The organism is Microcoleus sp. PH2017_28_MFU_U_A, from assembly GCF_020738035.1.
In the GTDB taxonomy this organism is placed as follows: Bacteria; Cyanobacteriota; Cyanobacteriia; order Cyanobacteriales; family Microcoleaceae; genus Microcoleus.
Genome location: NZ_JAEQCX010000078.1, coordinates 1 through 15,047, shown reverse-complemented (window position 1 = coordinate 15,047; position 15,047 = coordinate 1). Strand labels below are relative to the sequence as shown.

The 15,047-nt window shown below is 47.9% G+C and carries 14 protein-coding genes; 4 read left to right on the top strand and 10 right to left on the bottom strand.

What is annotated here, in order from left to right; translation table 11 throughout:
- Positions 1–380: 380 nt before the first annotated feature.
- Positions 381–1,484, top strand: a complete 1,104-nt coding sequence (locus JGK14_RS19755; protein ID WP_325315405.1) for a precorrin-8X methylmutase — start codon at positions 381–383, stop codon at positions 1,482–1,484.
- Positions 1,485–1,718: 234 nt separating this feature from the next.
- Here JGK14_RS19755 and JGK14_RS19750 read toward each other — a convergent pair whose 3' ends face one another.
- The 8 genes from JGK14_RS19750 to JGK14_RS19715 form a co-directional block, all read right to left on the bottom strand.
- The gene (locus JGK14_RS19750) at positions 1,719–3,830 is read right to left on the bottom strand and encodes a DNA-binding protein (protein ID WP_293186261.1); all 2,112 of its coding nucleotides are present in this window, start codon (positions 3,828–3,830) and stop codon (positions 1,719–1,721) included.
- A 346-nt stretch (positions 3,831–4,176) separates the two neighbouring features.
- On the bottom strand, positions 4,177–4,872 hold the full coding sequence (locus tag JGK14_RS19745) for a Uma2 family endonuclease (protein ID WP_293186262.1): 696 nt from the start codon (positions 4,870–4,872) through the stop codon (positions 4,177–4,179).
- Between the two features lie 159 nt (positions 4,873–5,031).
- Entirely contained in the window at positions 5,032–6,024 is a 993-nt protein-coding gene (locus tag JGK14_RS19740) for a ribonuclease III domain-containing protein (RefSeq protein ID WP_293186264.1), read from the bottom strand.
- 326 nt (positions 6,025–6,350) lie between these two features.
- The gene (locus JGK14_RS19735; RefSeq protein ID WP_293239792.1) at positions 6,351–6,620 is read right to left on the bottom strand and encodes a hypothetical protein; all 270 of its coding nucleotides are present in this window, start codon (positions 6,618–6,620) and stop codon (positions 6,351–6,353) included.
- A gap of 76 nt (positions 6,621–6,696) precedes the next feature.
- Complete coding sequence (locus tag JGK14_RS19730; protein WP_293186266.1) at positions 6,697–7,389, bottom strand: hypothetical protein; 693 nt, start codon at positions 7,387–7,389, stop codon at positions 6,697–6,699.
- 185 nt (positions 7,390–7,574) lie between these two features.
- The gene (locus JGK14_RS19725; protein ID WP_293197798.1) at positions 7,575–8,363 is read right to left on the bottom strand and encodes a PP2C family serine/threonine-protein phosphatase; all 789 of its coding nucleotides are present in this window, start codon (positions 8,361–8,363) and stop codon (positions 7,575–7,577) included.
- Positions 8,364–8,445: 82 nt separating this feature from the next.
- A complete protein-coding gene (locus JGK14_RS19720) occupies positions 8,446–8,655 on the bottom strand; it encodes a hypothetical protein (protein ID WP_325315404.1) in 210 nt (69 codons plus the stop codon).
- Positions 8,640–9,302 (bottom strand): vWA domain-containing protein, encoded by a 663-nt coding sequence (locus tag JGK14_RS19715; RefSeq protein WP_293186269.1) that lies wholly within the window; start codon positions 9,300–9,302, stop codon positions 8,640–8,642. Before JGK14_RS19715 ends, JGK14_RS19720 begins: the two co-directional genes overlap by 16 nt.
- A 297-nt stretch (positions 9,303–9,599) precedes the next feature.
- Between JGK14_RS19715 and JGK14_RS19710 the strand changes: the two genes are divergently transcribed.
- Both JGK14_RS19710 and JGK14_RS19705 read left to right on the top strand, forming a co-directional pair.
- On the top strand, positions 9,600–10,202 hold the full coding sequence (locus JGK14_RS19710; RefSeq protein WP_293207923.1) for a Uma2 family endonuclease: 603 nt from the start codon (positions 9,600–9,602) through the stop codon (positions 10,200–10,202).
- 53 nt (positions 10,203–10,255) lie between these two features.
- Entirely contained in the window at positions 10,256–10,495 is a 240-nt protein-coding gene (locus JGK14_RS19705; protein WP_293219685.1) for a DUF6737 family protein, read from the top strand.
- Between the two features lie 329 nt (positions 10,496–10,824).
- Here the strand turns inward: JGK14_RS19705 and carB are convergent, their stop codons facing one another.
- On the bottom strand, positions 10,825–14,136 hold the full coding sequence (gene carB, locus JGK14_RS19700) for a carbamoyl-phosphate synthase large subunit (RefSeq protein ID WP_293219687.1): 3,312 nt from the start codon (positions 14,134–14,136) through the stop codon (positions 10,825–10,827).
- Between the two features lie 134 nt (positions 14,137–14,270).
- Here carB and JGK14_RS19695 point away from each other — a divergent pair, with 134 nt between their 5' ends.
- Entirely contained in the window at positions 14,271–14,417 is a 147-nt protein-coding gene (locus tag JGK14_RS19695; RefSeq protein WP_293193436.1) for a hypothetical protein, read from the top strand.
- A 333-nt stretch (positions 14,418–14,750) separates the two neighbouring features.
- On the opposite strand, the gene JGK14_RS19690 is transcribed toward JGK14_RS19695, so the two are convergent.
- The gene (locus JGK14_RS19690; protein WP_293186273.1) at positions 14,751–14,891 is read right to left on the bottom strand and encodes a hypothetical protein; all 141 of its coding nucleotides are present in this window, start codon (positions 14,889–14,891) and stop codon (positions 14,751–14,753) included.
- Positions 14,892–15,047: the final 156 nt, after the last annotated feature.

Sequence of the window (15,047 nt, the reverse complement as noted above, 5' to 3'; positions counted from 1 at the left end):
GGGAGAAATTTGATTTGGTAGAATGACTCCTGCATCATAAACCTTGACATTAGTGTCAATGTCAAGAGTAAAACTAAAATAAATTCACCTTCAACTAGCCTGTCGTTACATCCGAGATTCCGACAGGGATTGAAATCCCTGTCTCATAGCGCAAGTCCTCTTAAAGAGGACTGAAGAGAGTTGAGAATTGAATCTAATCTTTCAGTCGGTTAAAACCGACTTCTGCTATGAGACGGGGATTTCAATCCCCGGCGGAGTGCGGGTAAATGCGAGAACCAATATACAATCCACTCTGAAAAGCTACCAACACACATCCGCGTACATCCCCGTACATCCGCCCCTATCTGCGGTTAAAAAATCATAAAATCCCGTACAACAATATGCAGCAACAATATCTAACAATCAAACAACTTACAGACGCAGTAAAAGGCACAATTACGCCTCGGATGGTGCGGCACTATCACGCTTTGGGGCTGCTATCTCCGGCCGTGCGATCGACTTCTAACTACAGACTGTACACCCGCAGCGACGTGCAAAGACTCCAAAGAATCGTCGCACTCAAGCAGCAAGGCTTTCAACTGTCTCACATCCGCAAACTCTTAGAAACAGACGCGGAGGCTTCCCCAGACGCGGTGATGGCGACTCTTCAACGGCAATATCTGTCTGTAATTCAGCAGATTGTGCGCCTGCGAGAAACGGCTTCAGCCCTCGAAGGATTGCTGGGGCGGGATCTTTCGTGTCAAGCGGTGCAAGCGGGCGCACTGGCTCAATTGAGGCTGTTGGAGGCGGAAACTGAGGGCGGGTTGGGACATTTGGAACAACTTTGGGATGCTTGGGATGCGGGGGCCCACACTCACCCGGAGGCGTTTGGGGAGTCGTTGCAGCATTTGTTGCCGGATTTGAGCGATCGCTCGGAAATTGAGGTAGACTTGCTGTCAAAACTGGTGTTAGCATCGGGTGATTGTTCGCTGCTGCCGTTTGTGAAGTTAAGCGAAACGGCGATTAAATCGGCGCGGGAAGCTTTGAAAAATCGGTGTCAAATTGTGGCTGACGTGCCGCCTGTTTTTGCCGCTTTGGATAACACAAGATTGGCGCATTTGGGAACAAGTATTACAACTTTAATTGACGATCCGCACATCAATGCTGTGGCGGAAGCGGAACAGGAATTCTGGCACGAGCGCGCGTGGCTTGAAAAGTTGTTGAAGTTGGAAAAAGGATGTATATTAGTAGTAGGATATGCGCCGTCTGTGCTGATGGCGGTTTGTGAGGCGATCGCCAATGGGCAACTGCAACCGGCTTTGGTGATTGGAATGCCGATCGGCTTCAGTCATTCTCCGGTGGCGAAACGTCGCTTAGTGCGATCGGGAATTCCTTATATTACGACGGTGGGAACTTTTGGCGGCGGGTTGTTGGCGGCGGTTGCTTTGAATGCTTTGGTTGAGTCTTTGATTGAAAAGCCGAATTGTCACTGTCATCTTAAGTGAAAAGATGCAATTATCTGAAACTTTCCTGGACTCACCTGGCGCAAGATAAAAATGAATTATTAGGTACGTAGTTGCGCTTGGGCGCTCTTACTTATATATTGAAAGAGCGCCCAAGCGCAACAACATACCTTAAGCACACACCGTAGCTTTCTGTCAGTCCGTTATTCAATACATTACCTTCGATCGCGATCGCAACTAAGAGTGCAAAAAAACAAATTGAAGCTATAAATCAAATCACCACTTGCCCAACGCGCCCCAAACAGCACCCGAAATTACCCCCCAAATCGCCCCCAAACCAGCCCCGACGATCGCACCTACGACAGGGGCCAACTGCACCGACACCCCACCGCCCAGAGTCGGAAATATCGCACAAACCCCCGCCCCCAACACCGCACCTGCAAAAGTCGCCAAAAAACTCCCCCAAATCGCACCCAAAGCCGCACCCCGAATTCCCGAAGGCTGAAACGACACCGGCAGCTTCGGCGCAAACCCGCAAACACCCAACAAACTCCCAGAAACTAAACCTCCAATCGCACCCACACCCGCCGCCACAATTGCCACACCCAGCAACAAACCCCCAAACTCGATCGTCGGGCGCATCTGCCCGTTATATTGCTGCCAAACCACTAACCCAGCCCCTAGCAAAACACCAGCCAAAGTCCCCAAAAACGCTCCCCAAACCGCCCCCAAGAATGCTCCCCGCCGGCCCCACACCCTCCCCACCGGCAGTGCCAGAGGAGGCGAAAAAGCCGCCCAAATACAGCCCCAGACAGTACCAATCCCCGCGCCCGACAAAATCCCTTGCCCGATCGCCCGATTATCACTAATCGCCCCAAACACCACACCGCTGATCGCAGCCAAAAAGAAAGCCCCCCAGAGAGTCCCCAGCAAAACTCCCCCCCACTTCCGCCAAATCTGGTTCGGCGACAAAGTAAAAATGCCCCACATCATCCCAAAAAAACTGCCCCAAATCGAACCGACAAAAATTGCCCCCAAAATCGCGCCGCCGCCCTCCGCGATCGCCGAAAAAATCCCCGCCACCGCCGCCAAACACAAAGTACCCCAAACACCGCCCCAAGCAGCATCCTGAACAATCCGCTCAAACTTGCTAGGGGGAATCTGAGGCGCCGGAGTCCGACTCCGAGAAGGAATCGGTAGCATCGGCATTTGATAGTTGCCCAGTTGGCGCGGCAGCCCCGTCGAGGGCTGTTGTCGGCGCACTGCGGTCTCCCTCACGACGGGTGGTGGTTGGGGCTTTTTACGCTTGGTTTTGGCGGGCTGCAAGTGCAATCCGTTGCTGACTGCCTGCCGCGAAGGAAACGGATCGCGACCTTTGAGGAGTTTTGCCCGATCGCACCAAGGGCACCGACTCAGATGATTTCCGTATTTGTGCTGAGTGTTTTTGCTGCAAGTAAGTAGAGAATCTTCCGCTTCCCGAATCGCATTCACCCAAGTTTTCGCATCCGGGCGCGCCGACGGATTCCCGTGCCCTTCCTCAAAACAGCGGATAAACATCTGTCGCAGCCGGGGATGCAGCATCTCGAAAGATGGCGCTGCGGGCATCGGGCGGTAGGGTATCCGCTTGGTACCGCTGGGGAAATGGCCCGATCGAATTCTCGCTTCTAAAGACGGCGGTTCGTCGCTACCGAGATACACTCCCGAAAACGGGTGCGTACCTTCCATTAACAATTGAAAAATTAATACCCCCAAACCGAACAAATCGTGCTCGGGAGCTCGATCGATATCGCGGAAAGTCTGGCCCTGCAATTCCGGCGGAGTAAACTCGGGTTTCCCCACGGGACACCGATAAACGTAACCTGTATAAGGATCGCGCACTTGAAACGAATCGGTGTCTACCAGCGTTACTAAAGCCGTATCCGTGACAAGAATATTTGACTCGTTGACATCGCCGATGACGTAACCCCTGACGTGGAGGGCATTTACAGCCGAAGCGAGGTTTCTGGCGGTGCGGTGGAGGTAAAGATAATTAAATAGGGGTTTTTGTTCGCGCCTGGTTTTCGGAGTGTAGAAAGTGTGTACCGGCAGCACTTTCTTGACGCGCGGCATCACAAAACCGACGATTTTTTCGCGCCCGCCGACAGTATGCAGCAAATCGAGAGGCCAAGCAATTGAGGCGTGTCCCGGTTCCGCGATCGGCGCATCCGGTGGCATACTGAACATGACTGTGAGTTTGTCGCCGTCTTCGTCTGTCGGTTTGTGGTAGATTTTTGCTACCAGGGACGAGTCTTTGGCGATCGGGTAGATGCGACCTTGACCGCCACTGGCGATCGCGCTGTTGGTGTCGATCGCAATCAGTTGTCCGCTAAATTGGCGTTGCAACTGCATAGAATTCCGTTAGGGGATAGAGGATTAGTCATCAGTTGACAGTTGACAGTTGACAGTTGACAGTTAACAGCTATCTTTTCCGTCGATAGAAGAGGATTGGAGTGTTGACAGTTGACAGCTACCCATAGCCGTCGATAGAAGAGGATTTGATTTCCCCCTAAACGGGAAGGCTTCAGCCCCAATTTTCATGCGTGAATTTTAGATCTGAGATTTTAGATTGAAGAAAGCGACCCCACTGATAAACCGATAATTCTATTTTATTGTGGGATGGGCATCATGCCCGTCCTGAAAAACTCAGCAACAGGCAAGATGCCTGTTCCACCATAGTTCAATTTTGCAATTGTGGTTACAGTCGATCGGGCTCTATTCCCATGTCTCGGAGTCTTAATTCTAAGGCTTGCGATCGCGATCGTTCTTGTTCCAGCAGCATTTCTGCCTGTTCGGCCCGCGCCTCGGCTTGCTGTCGCAGTCGATCGAGTTCCACAAAATTCATAAACGGTTCTTGGTTAGCCCCGAACATTTCGAGTCCTGTTTGAGATAATTGAAACCGCACTCCCAGTCTCGGACTGATCCAGCCGTCCATTTGTTCGATCGCTTCAAATTGTGACTCAACCTGCAACCATCCTGTCAGTTCTAAAGTTTGCGGGTTGTACAAATAGTATTCTTCCACACCGTAGCGTTCGTAAAATTGAAATTTTTGAATCATCGGAGTCAGACGATTTCCCGGCGACCAAATTTCAAAGGCGACTTGCGGTGCAATATTACCTTCGTTCCACTGTTGGTAAGAACCTCGATATCCTTTGGGGATGCCAAAAACTGCCATCACATCTGGCGCTTGGCATAGTTTATTATTTCCTTCCACCGGATACCACAGCAAGTCACCCGCTACAAAAACATTCTGGTCATTTGCAAACAGCAATTCTAAGTTTTCTTTAATCCAAACAATTAATCGAAACTGATCTGTATTGTTTGACATCGGTTCGCCGTTATCGTCTGGGTAGATGACATTTGATTTTTCGGGAGATTGCAGTTGTGTAACCATTGCTGTTTTCCCATTCTTTTTAATGAGTTGATTTTAGTTTAACCGATAAAATTGGGTCTGAAGCCTCCCCGTTTAGGGGGAAATCAAAGAAAATGATTCATTGCTCCAATCCTCTTCTATCCACACAAGAGGTAGCTGTCAACTGTCAACTGTCAACTGTCAACTGATGAACCGATCGCCTGTTTCGTCTTCCAGTTCGTCAACTGCGGTTTTGATGAAGTTATCCACCAACCAGTCGCGGGTGCGCGAGAAATTGCTCTCCAATTCCAGGTAATGACTGCCTAATTTTGCCTTAAAGTCTTTGGGAAAAATCTCTTTGGCGGCTAACAGATTTTTCCAGCGGGTTAACTGGCTGCTGTTGCATTCGGGAAAGCGGTTGTACAAATAGTCGATCGCGATCGCCTCTAGAATGTCCGCACCCAAGATTTCCCGCCGTTTTAGCTCGTTTAAGAGCGTACTTTTCGACTGCTGAGTTAGATCTAAGTGTTCGCCCATCGTTCCTTCGATCGACTGCTGGATCAGCCAGTTACCCGCACGCAAAAAATCGCGATCGAATTCCAAGTAAATCGCCCCCGACAAAGCCTCAAAAATCTGGGCTAAAAATTTATTGTACTCGCTTTGTTCTGTTGCTTTCCCGCTGGCGGCTCCCCGACAGAGTTCGTTCAATTTCAGATTTTCGGCAAATTCCGAGAGTTTTTGACTGTCTGCTAAACGAGCTTTTAAGGTTGAAATCGCATCGCAGTCGAGTTCGGGATATTCGCGGTACAGGTAATCGGTAACAACAGCACCGAAAATCGCTCCGCCTAAGAGTGAAAGCCGTTTTTGCTTCACATCTTCCCCAGCCGGAGACTCCTCCGGGCGATCGCAGCGGCTGCTCAAGGCCGTTTCCAGCAGTTCGGTTTGCCCAAAGTCCGAAATGCCGATCGCTACTTTGACTGCTTCAATATCTACCTGTTTAAATTTTATCTGCTCTAATTCTTCTTCACATTTTGCCCACTTTTCCAACCAATCACCGCCAGCATTTTCCACATACAAATCAACAAAATCCACCCCGTGGTGCATCCAATCATCCTGCATTTTTCGGGCAGATTCTAGTTCTTCAAAGACTTTTTGTAAATTGCTTTCAACGGTGCTTGTACCTTTTACTGTCATAGTATTGATTTTGATGTAATTTGATTTTATTCCAACAATTTCAGCGCACTTCAATCTAATCTCAATTCAATTTATACCCAGTTGCTAGTTATTTTACCTGAAAGAATTGGTTTAAAGCCCCAAGCCCGATCGGGAGGAATTAAGAGAAGACTATTCATTACTCCAATCCTCTTCCTTATGATTGTCAAATGCCCTCAAGCGGTCAACTGTCAATTGTCAACTGAATGAATAGATTGATTGTTTCGGTAAATTTTCCCATTTCTCAGCCAAGAATTCCGGAGAACCTCTATCTTTCACAGGCAGCCATCGGGCCGTGCACCTTACGGCTATTGATTGCTGCGGTAAATCTTCCCGTTGCTGGGCCAGGAATTACGCAGAACCTCTATCTTTTGTAGGGTGCGAATTACACACCTTACCGCTATTGATTGCTGCCGTAAATCTTCTCGTTGTTTAGCATTCGTATCAATTACCTGTTTCCGCACTTTGCCATATCCCCCCGGGAAACAGAGAATGGGAGGAAAAATCTTGGCGTAGCCTTCGGGCCCAATGGAAGCGGGCTGATGATTAAGTTGGTGGCATTGTCTAAAATTCTGCAATATGCGAGTTATTCAAAATTTCTTGTTCACCGAATTTTGAGCAGTCGAACTATTCTCAGCAGCAGATCGGGTGAATTTATGGGAATTTGAGGTAGCGACCTGCGGGCAAATTATCACTATTATATAATGCAATGTTAACTAACTGGTTCAGGAAATTTGCATCTTTTGTATCATAACTTAAAAATAGTCCTCTGTCAATCCCCCAACCTCGAAGAGTTTGTTGCCAATTTTCATATTTTTGTTGAGAAAATTCATCAGAAAGAGTAGTGACTTGAATGCACAGGGGCTGCTGTTGGCGGTTGCTGACGATCGAATCGGTAGCCATAGAAAGATCTGCTACATAGCGATACAAAACACTGCCTTGGCGTTCGACTATCCGGGCGGCGATCGCACGAATGACGCGATCGTCAGCCGGATCGAATTTACCCGCCTTGAGTTTTTGTTTCCAGATGTAAAATTTGCGATCGTTTTCACTCAGCCATTTAGGAAATAGATAGCCGTACCAATACCTTTCGCCCGGAGTCATTGACTCAAACGCCGTTTCTCGATCTCTTTCCGAAGATAGGGATTGAAGCGCCAGCCAAACCTGAGAATCTCGCATAAGCTGTAGCAAAAAAGCCAGCACAAATTTCTTAGCAGTTAGCGAACCGGGTTTGACATCTTTCACCCAGCGATTGATTTCATCCAATCTTCTCGCCAAACTCGGATCTATGAGATCTGCTTCGCTAATTAGGGAGTTGAGCTTATCCTTAATCTCTTGTGCTTGCAAGTGACGACCTACTGTACAGACTAAACCAGAATTGTTGACACCTCGATTTTATTATAGAACTGCACCAAATTTTCGCCACTCATTTAGTTGAAGGGATTAGACTTGTTGCCAAATTCAGAATCGGGAATTTTTAACCGCAGATAAATGCCGATTGACGCAGATGGATGTTTGCTTTTTCAATGTGTTTATTTTTGAGTTTCCTGTGCCTCCGAACTCGCAAAAGTTGCCAATAATAATGTTAAGTCATCATCGGTGCGATCGCACACGCGGGGCGATCGCAAAAACGACTCTAACTGCTCTTTTGCATCCGCATCTTCCTTGGCTGTGCCCGAAAACCGAAACAAAGGTGCAAAAAACGGCCCGTGCGGCGTACCTTCGGGGATTTTGAGAGCGAGCATTTGCAAGCCGTCGGAAAACACAGCCAAGTGCCGCAGGGGTTCCCGCATTACCTGAAATTGCGCTGTTTCGATCGCATTTGGCGAAATCAAAAATATGGTTTCATTGATATATTCACCGCAGGGAGGTATCGTAAGGGCGATCGCATTTCCCGCACTATCGCCCGCCACCGCCGCACCATCGCCAATTTGAGCAACCGCGATCAATTCCGGCGTAGCCACAACCGCAATTAAAGTGCAAGCTAAATCCCTCGCCGCCACTTCCCGGGTTGCAGCTTCCGCTTCCACAGCCGCCCGCGCAACTTGCAGGGATGCTGTGAAAAATACCTGCCATTCCTCGTCACTTTCAGGCTGCAAATCCTGTTGACAAATCGTTTCCACAACCGCTTCCACAGCAATTTTTGCCCCCACTTCTGCCAGTGCAGCCGAACCCGCGCCGTCAGCTACCGCTGCTACCAAAACACCGTTAGACAAGACGCGCCAACAGTGGGCATCTTGACAGGGTTGCGATCGTTTTTCGTGGCTCGTACCAGTCACCGATGCGGCTACAACTTGCCAATTAAATAATGAATTATCCATTAATAACTCTTGTATTCAAAACTTCGTAAATTCAAAACTATGGAAATTTATTGGGAGCATCTCATTGTTGTAAAAAGCATTTTTATGTAGTAGTGCGAGCGTCCCCGCTCGCTTCTATAACCAAGCGAGCGGGGACGCTCGCTTCTATAACCAAGCGAGCGGGGACGCTCGCACTTTTAAAGCAAAATTGAGATTCTCCCAATTCATTGTAAGCACTTCGCACCTTACCAATGACTGATGCAAACTGCCAACTGCAAACTGCAAACTGCCAACTGACTAAACAGTTCCCCATCCGGGCGGTGGAAGTGCGACTTGTTCGTCAATTTTTGAGTGAGAAACTCTCTGCATACTAGCCGACAGCCAAATGAACATCTCTCGAAAGTCTAATCCTTTCAATTTTACAGGAGTGCGATCGACAATTTCCGCGAGACGGGAGATATTCGCACCTTCCACACCGACTGCAAAAAAAGCCACGCGCTTGTTAGTTTCTTCCTCTTTGATCCGCTGTGCTGCGATTTCCACAACATCGTCCGATTCGCCTTGAGGTTCGCCGTCGGTAATCATAAATACCCACGGGCGGTAATAGGTAATGCCGTTGTTGCGGTATTCGGATTTGCGGGCTGCAATGGTGTCTAGTGCTAGCTGAATGCCGGCGCCCATGTGGGTTTGTCCTTGGGCTGTCAGCAGCGGTGTCTCGAACTGATCGGCGGTCACGAAGTCTTGCACGACTTTGATATTATTGTCAAAGGAAATAATTGCGACTTCGACTCGCTTTTTAGCTAGTTCATCTTTAATTAAGTCATTCCTAAAAACTTCCAGCCCCTCATTCAAAGCGTCTATGGGTGCGCCTTGCATGGAGCCGGAGGTGTCCAGCAGGAGGACGCAGGGACACCGTGGCTCTGGGTTTTCGGCAAATTCTACGGCTTCGTCTAGTCTCATGGTTCAGGATTGACCTTGGAGTGGCTCGGTTTTTAGCATTGTCACTTTACTGTATCAAGTCAGTAACATATTTAAATGCAACTTGCTAGGGCGATCGCATTTTACCATTTTCGTGAAATATCAGCGTCAAATATTTAGTGTCAAATATCAGAAGGGTGATTCACGCTCCCGATAGCTTCGCTTCACGATCTTTTGTTCGTCCCCGCTCATCCGCCTTCATCTGCGGTCAAAAAAACAAATTCATTCTTGTCTGTGCTAGTATAGACTAATAGTATTCCTGCAAAATAAGGATATCTTATGATTGCAACAGTCACAGAAAAGTTGACCTTTGACCAATTTCTTGTAGAATGTCCCGAAGATGGACTCTATGAACTGGTAAATGGAGAAATTGTCGAAATAATTTCAACCCGAAATCATATTGATGTTGCCGGCTACATCCGTGACTCTTTTTACGCTCAAATCAAAAATCTGAGCTTAAATTATGTAGTGACAAGCCAAACAGCTATCAGAACTGTAAATAAAGCTGGAGTAGAACAAGGGCGGAGACCCGATGTCAGTGTAATCGATCGCGATTTGTGGCGATATGACCGCTCGGCTTATGCTGCCTTGCGCGAACCAATTCAGTTGGCGGTGGAGGTAACATCAATGAATTGGAATGTCGATTATATTCACAAATTTGATGAGTATCAGCGTCTCGGAATTTCAGAATATTGGGTTGTGGATTATTTGGGAATTGCTAGCTCAAAATTCATCGGAAAGCCGAAAGTTGCGACTGTATTTGTCCACCTTTTGGATGCAGACGGTAATTATCAAACAACTACGTTTAAGGGCAGCGATCGAATTGTGTCTCGGACTTTTCCAGAATTAACGCTGACAGCCGAACAGGTGATGAATGTTTAAATTGGTTTGCTCTAGATAGCCCGATTGTCAATCTATACAAAATTACTGCAAATATGAAAACTGGTTCTGAGAAAAAAGCTATTAGTGCTTGGGATTACAAACCTTGGTGGTGTCAGCCTTGGTCGATTCTTTTGACAGGGACAAGTTTGATTTCTGGGAGTTGGTTTTTGTTAAAAACTGTTTGGATAACTGTTTTAGTCGCGATTCCTTTATTGGCTTGGATGGGATTTTTCTTGTTGGTTTGGCCGAGGTTGATGCTGTCTAGCGGTGCTTTGGATTCTCATTCAGATTAGGTTTTGGGCGGTACGCAGTTTGTATGGTGTGCCATAAGTATCGTAGGTTTATAGCCGAGTCTAGATCCCCCTAAATCCCCCTTAAAAAGGGGGACTTTGAGCATTTCCTATCTACCCTTTAAGAAGAGAGACTTTGAGCATTTCTTGTCCCCCCCTTAAGAAGGGGGGCTAGGGGGGATCTGTGGTCTAAGGATCGAACCGTGTTTCTCACCCTACAATATAGCCTTTCTCAAAAAGGTGAGGTATGACTGACAGGTTATATAACCACTGAAACCATGAGGGCTGAAGCCCAACAACGTCCGCGAATCTTTCTGAGAACCGCTATAACTCTACACTTGCGGGTAATAGTCTTGAATTGCTTTCACTTCCATCGGATGCGATTTGAGCGATCGAATTCCCGATGCTGTTGCCTTGGCACCGGCTATGGTGGTAATAATCGGGATTTTGTAAGTCAAAGCTGTGCGGCGGATAAAGATGCCGTCAGCGCGGGATTCTTCGCCGGAAGGTGTGGTAATAATTAGTTGGATTTTCTCATTCTTGATCGAATCTAACAAATTTGGCCGCCCTTCGTGCAGCTTCAATTCCAAATCTACGTCTAAACCTTGCTCTCGCAAAACTTTGCGCGTACCGTGGGTTGCGACTATTTTGAAACCCAATTCCAAGAATTCCTTGATTACTGGTACTACTGCTAGTTTATCGCGATCGCGCATCGAAACCAACACAGTTCCAGACTGCGGCATCACTTGGCCAGCACCGAGTTGAGCTTTGGCGAAGGCTTTGCCGAAATCTGTGTCAATTCCCATGACTTCGCCAGTCGATCGCATTTCCGGCCCTAACAATGTATCAGTTCCTGGGAATTTAGCAAACGGTAGCACGGCTTCTTTCACGGAAACGTGAATTGGTATAATCTCTTTAGTAAAACCTAAAGCTTCCAGAGTTTGGCCAGACATGACTCGCGATGCCATTTTGGCTAGGGGAACTCCAATTGCTTTGGATACGAAAGGTACTGTACGAGAAGCGCGCGGGTTAGCTTCCAAAATGAAAACTTGTTCGCCTTGTACCGCAAATTGAATGTTCATCAACCCGATGACTTTCAAGGCTTTTGCTAGTTCTATAGTCTGGCGGCGGATTGTTGCTAAAGCTGCGTCAGAAAGCGTTTGGTAAGGGATGGAACAAGCCGAGTCACCGGAGTGGATGCCCGCTTCTTCGATGTGCTCCATAATACCACCGATGGTGACATTGCCAGTCGCATCGGCGATCGCATCTACATCAACCTCGATCGCATTTTCCAAGAACTTGTCAATTAAAATCGGATGATCTGGTTCTACGTGTACTGCATAAGTCATGTAGCGTTCCAATTCCGCATCGGAATAAACAATTTCCATCCCTCGCCCGCCCAACACGTAACTCGGCCGCACAACTACTGGATAACCGATCCGTTGAGCTACTATTAAGGAATCCTGAAAACTACGGGCCAAACCGTTAGCAGCTTGCTGAATATCCAATTCCCGCAGAATCTTTTCAAATCTTTCCCTGTCTTCTGCCGCATCAATAGAATCCGGGGAAGTTCCCCAGATTTTTGTTTGTACGTCGGGGTGATTTTCGAGAGCTTTTTGCAAAGGAATCGCCAATTTCAGCGGCGTTTGTCCGCCAAATTGAATGATTACTCCCTCCGGATTTTCCGCCTCGATGATGTTGAGAACATCTTCTTTGGTTAGCGGTTCAAAATACAGGCGATCGCTCGTATCGTAGTCTGTCGAAACCGTCTCCGGGTTCGAGTTGACCATAATTGTCTCAAACCCATCTTCCCCGAGGGAATAGGAAGCGTGACAGCAACAGTAATCAAACTCAATCCCCTGTCCGATCCGGTTTGGGCCGCCACCTAAAATCATGACTTTGCGCTTAGTAGAAGGCAAAACTTCCGACTCCGGCGCCAGACTGTGGCCGACAGGCGAAATCTTCTTTTCTTCATCGCCCAATTCCCAAATTGCTGCTCCAGCTTCGTAGGTGGAATAGTAATATGGTGTAAAGGCTTCAAACTCGGCCGCGCAGGTATCGACTGTTTTGTAAATCGGGATGACGCCTAACTGTTTGCGGTAGGCGCGGACTTCATCTTCCGATGTTTTTGTAGCGTAAGCAATTTGGCGATCGCTAAATCCCAACTGCTTTATTTCAAACATTGTGTCTTTTGTCAACTGTTTGAGTGCAGTTCGTTTCAAAAACTTCTCGGCTTCCAGCAATTCCTGCATTTTATCCAAAAACCAGGGGTCAATTGCTGTGAGTTCAAAGATGTCTTCCACGGACATTCCCATCATCATCGCGTGGCGGACTGTAAAAATGCGATCGGGATTTGGCGTTCGCAATCCGGCGCGAATTTGTTCCAAACTCGGCAACTTTTCCGGTTTGTCGCACCCGAAACCTGCGCGGCCAGTTTCCAATCCCCGCAGTGCTTTTTGGAAAGATTCGTTGAAGCTGCGCCCGATCGCCATTACCTCGCCTACTGACTTCATTTGCGTTGTCAGAGTCGGTTCCGAACCGGGGAACTTTTCAAAGGCAAATCGGGGAATCTTCGTCACCACGTAGTCAATTGTCGGTTCAAAAGACGCGGGAGTTTTCTTGGTAATATCGTTGGAAATTTCGTCTAGGGTGTAACCTACTGCTAATTTTGCCGCCATTTTGGCGATCGGGAAACCTGTTGCTTTCGAGGCCAAGGCGGAGGAACGAGAAACCCGGGGATTCATTTCAATTACAATAAAATCGCCGTTGACTGGATTCACTGCAAATTGAATGTTAGAACCACCTGTTTCTACTCCAATTTCGCGGATAATTTTCACCGAAGCATCGCGCAGGCGCTGATATTCTTTGTCTGTCAGAGTTTGGGCTGGTGCGACGGTAATCGAATCGCCCGTGTGCACGCCCATCGGGTCAAGATTCTCGATCGAACAAATAATCACTACATTATCTGCCAAATCCCGCATCACTTCCAGTTCGTACTCTTTCCAACCGATCAAAGATTGTTCGATCAAAATTTGCGATACCGGACTAGCATCAACGCCACCTTGGGCCATTTCTTCAAACTCTTCTTGATTGTAAGAAATCCCGCCTCCCGTGCCGCCCATTGTAAAAGCCGGACGGATAATTAACGGATAAGTACCGATTTGGTGGCCGATTGCTTTGGCCTCGTCGAGATTGTTAGCAATTCCCGAAGGGCAAACTGCCACACCAATTCGTGCCATCGCTTCCTTAAATAACAGCCGATCTTCGGCCATTTCAATTGCTGGTAATTTAGCGCCAATTAACTCTACATTGTACTTTTCCAGAACACCATTTTTAGCAACGGCAACGGCTAAATTTAGTGCTGTTTGACCGCCCATAGTCGGTAAAATTGCTTGAGGTCTTTCTTTAGCGATGATTTGTTCGAGGATGGCCGGCGTTAGGGGTTCGATGTAAATGCGATCGGCAGTTTCCGGATCGGTCATAATCGTTGCAGGGTTGGAATTCACCAGCACTACTTCGTAACCTTCTTCTCGCAAAGCTTTGCAAGCTTGTGTCCCCGAATAGTCGAACTCGCACGCTTGGCCGATAACAATTGGGCCGGAACCAATCAGGAGAATCTTTTTTAAGTCTTGGCGGCGGGGCATAGGTTCGTAATTGGTAATTGGACAGGATTGATGATAAATTTGATATTTTGCATCATTCTGAGAAACAGGCTCTCTGAGCTGTTCCACCAAAAGCTTACTCAAAACAGTGCAAGTTTTGTTGTTAATTTGAAATTGTGCACCATTATCAGCATTTTGGAAGCGGAACCTCGCGACTCCGGCTGACAGGCGCCGCCAGCGAAGGAGAAATATTGATGGGGAAAGGGCGCAGTCGATCGCTAAATCCAGACTATTTTAAGTGTTGCGGTCAAATCGTGCTGTAATATACACAATCTTGGTCTGGCGCGCGATCGTGGTAGGGACACGGCACTACCCAAGGAGTGTCAACTTAACGTCAAACCCGCAGTCCGATAGTCCGGCAGGGGCTGAAACCCCTGCATCAAAGCGAAAGTCCTCTCAAAGAGGACTCAAGAACTCATTAGTCCTTTTTGAGAGGACTGTCTTCTATTAGCCAGGGACTTGAGTCCCTGGCGGGCTGGCGGGTGGGCGGCAGGAATCTGGCGGGCTAACGGCTTAAGTTGATACCAATGGGTACTACCGTCTCCTGACTGTGGGAAACGGGTAAAATCCACCGGATGGGATGATGAAATTGCCCTCTAAACCGGCCAAGGATGTGACAATCGTACATCCAGCCGTGCAGGGGCGGTAGATGGAGGGAGGACACCGCACCCTGCCGTTTCCCTACCCGCAAACATCGATCGCCCGCTAAGGATGTGACAATCTAAGTTAGCACCCATCTCTCCCCCTCTCCCCCTCTCCCCCTCTCCAACCTACTAGATGAGGGAATGTGCCGAGTATTGTAAAACTTCATTCAGTTTGTAAGCATAAGTAATCAAGCATGGTATTATGTGGTCAGGAGGTTGAGAATGCAGCTAACAGAACGTCACATCATT

Coding starts and splice junctions, on each gene's coding strand:
- JGK14_RS19755 (WP_325315405.1), top strand. CDS start 381: ATGCAGCAACAATATCTAACAATCAAACAACTTACAGACGCAGTAAAA.
- JGK14_RS19750 (WP_293186261.1), bottom strand. CDS start 3,830: ATGCAGTTGCAACGCCAATTTAGCGGACAACTGATTGCGATCGACACC.
- JGK14_RS19745 (WP_293186262.1), bottom strand. CDS start 4,872: ATGGTTACACAACTGCAATCTCCCGAAAAATCAAATGTCATCTACCCA.
- JGK14_RS19740 (WP_293186264.1), bottom strand. CDS start 6,024: ATGACAGTAAAAGGTACAAGCACCGTTGAAAGCAATTTACAAAAAGTC.
- JGK14_RS19725 (WP_293197798.1), bottom strand. CDS start 8,363: ATGGATAATTCATTATTTAATTGGCAAGTTGTAGCCGCATCGGTGACT.
- JGK14_RS19720 (WP_325315404.1), bottom strand. CDS start 8,655: ATGGGGAACTGTTTAGTCAGTTGGCAGTTTGCAGTTTGCAGTTGGCAG.
- JGK14_RS19715 (WP_293186269.1), bottom strand. CDS start 9,302: ATGAGACTAGACGAAGCCGTAGAATTTGCCGAAAACCCAGAGCCACGG.
- JGK14_RS19710 (WP_293207923.1), top strand. CDS start 9,600: ATGATTGCAACAGTCACAGAAAAGTTGACCTTTGACCAATTTCTTGTA.
- JGK14_RS19705 (WP_293219685.1), top strand. CDS start 10,256: ATGAAAACTGGTTCTGAGAAAAAAGCTATTAGTGCTTGGGATTACAAA.
- carB (WP_293219687.1), bottom strand. CDS start 14,136: ATGCCCCGCCGCCAAGACTTAAAAAAGATTCTCCTGATTGGTTCCGGC.
- JGK14_RS19690 (WP_293186273.1), bottom strand. CDS start 14,891: ATGGGTGCTAACTTAGATTGTCACATCCTTAGCGGGCGATCGATGTTT.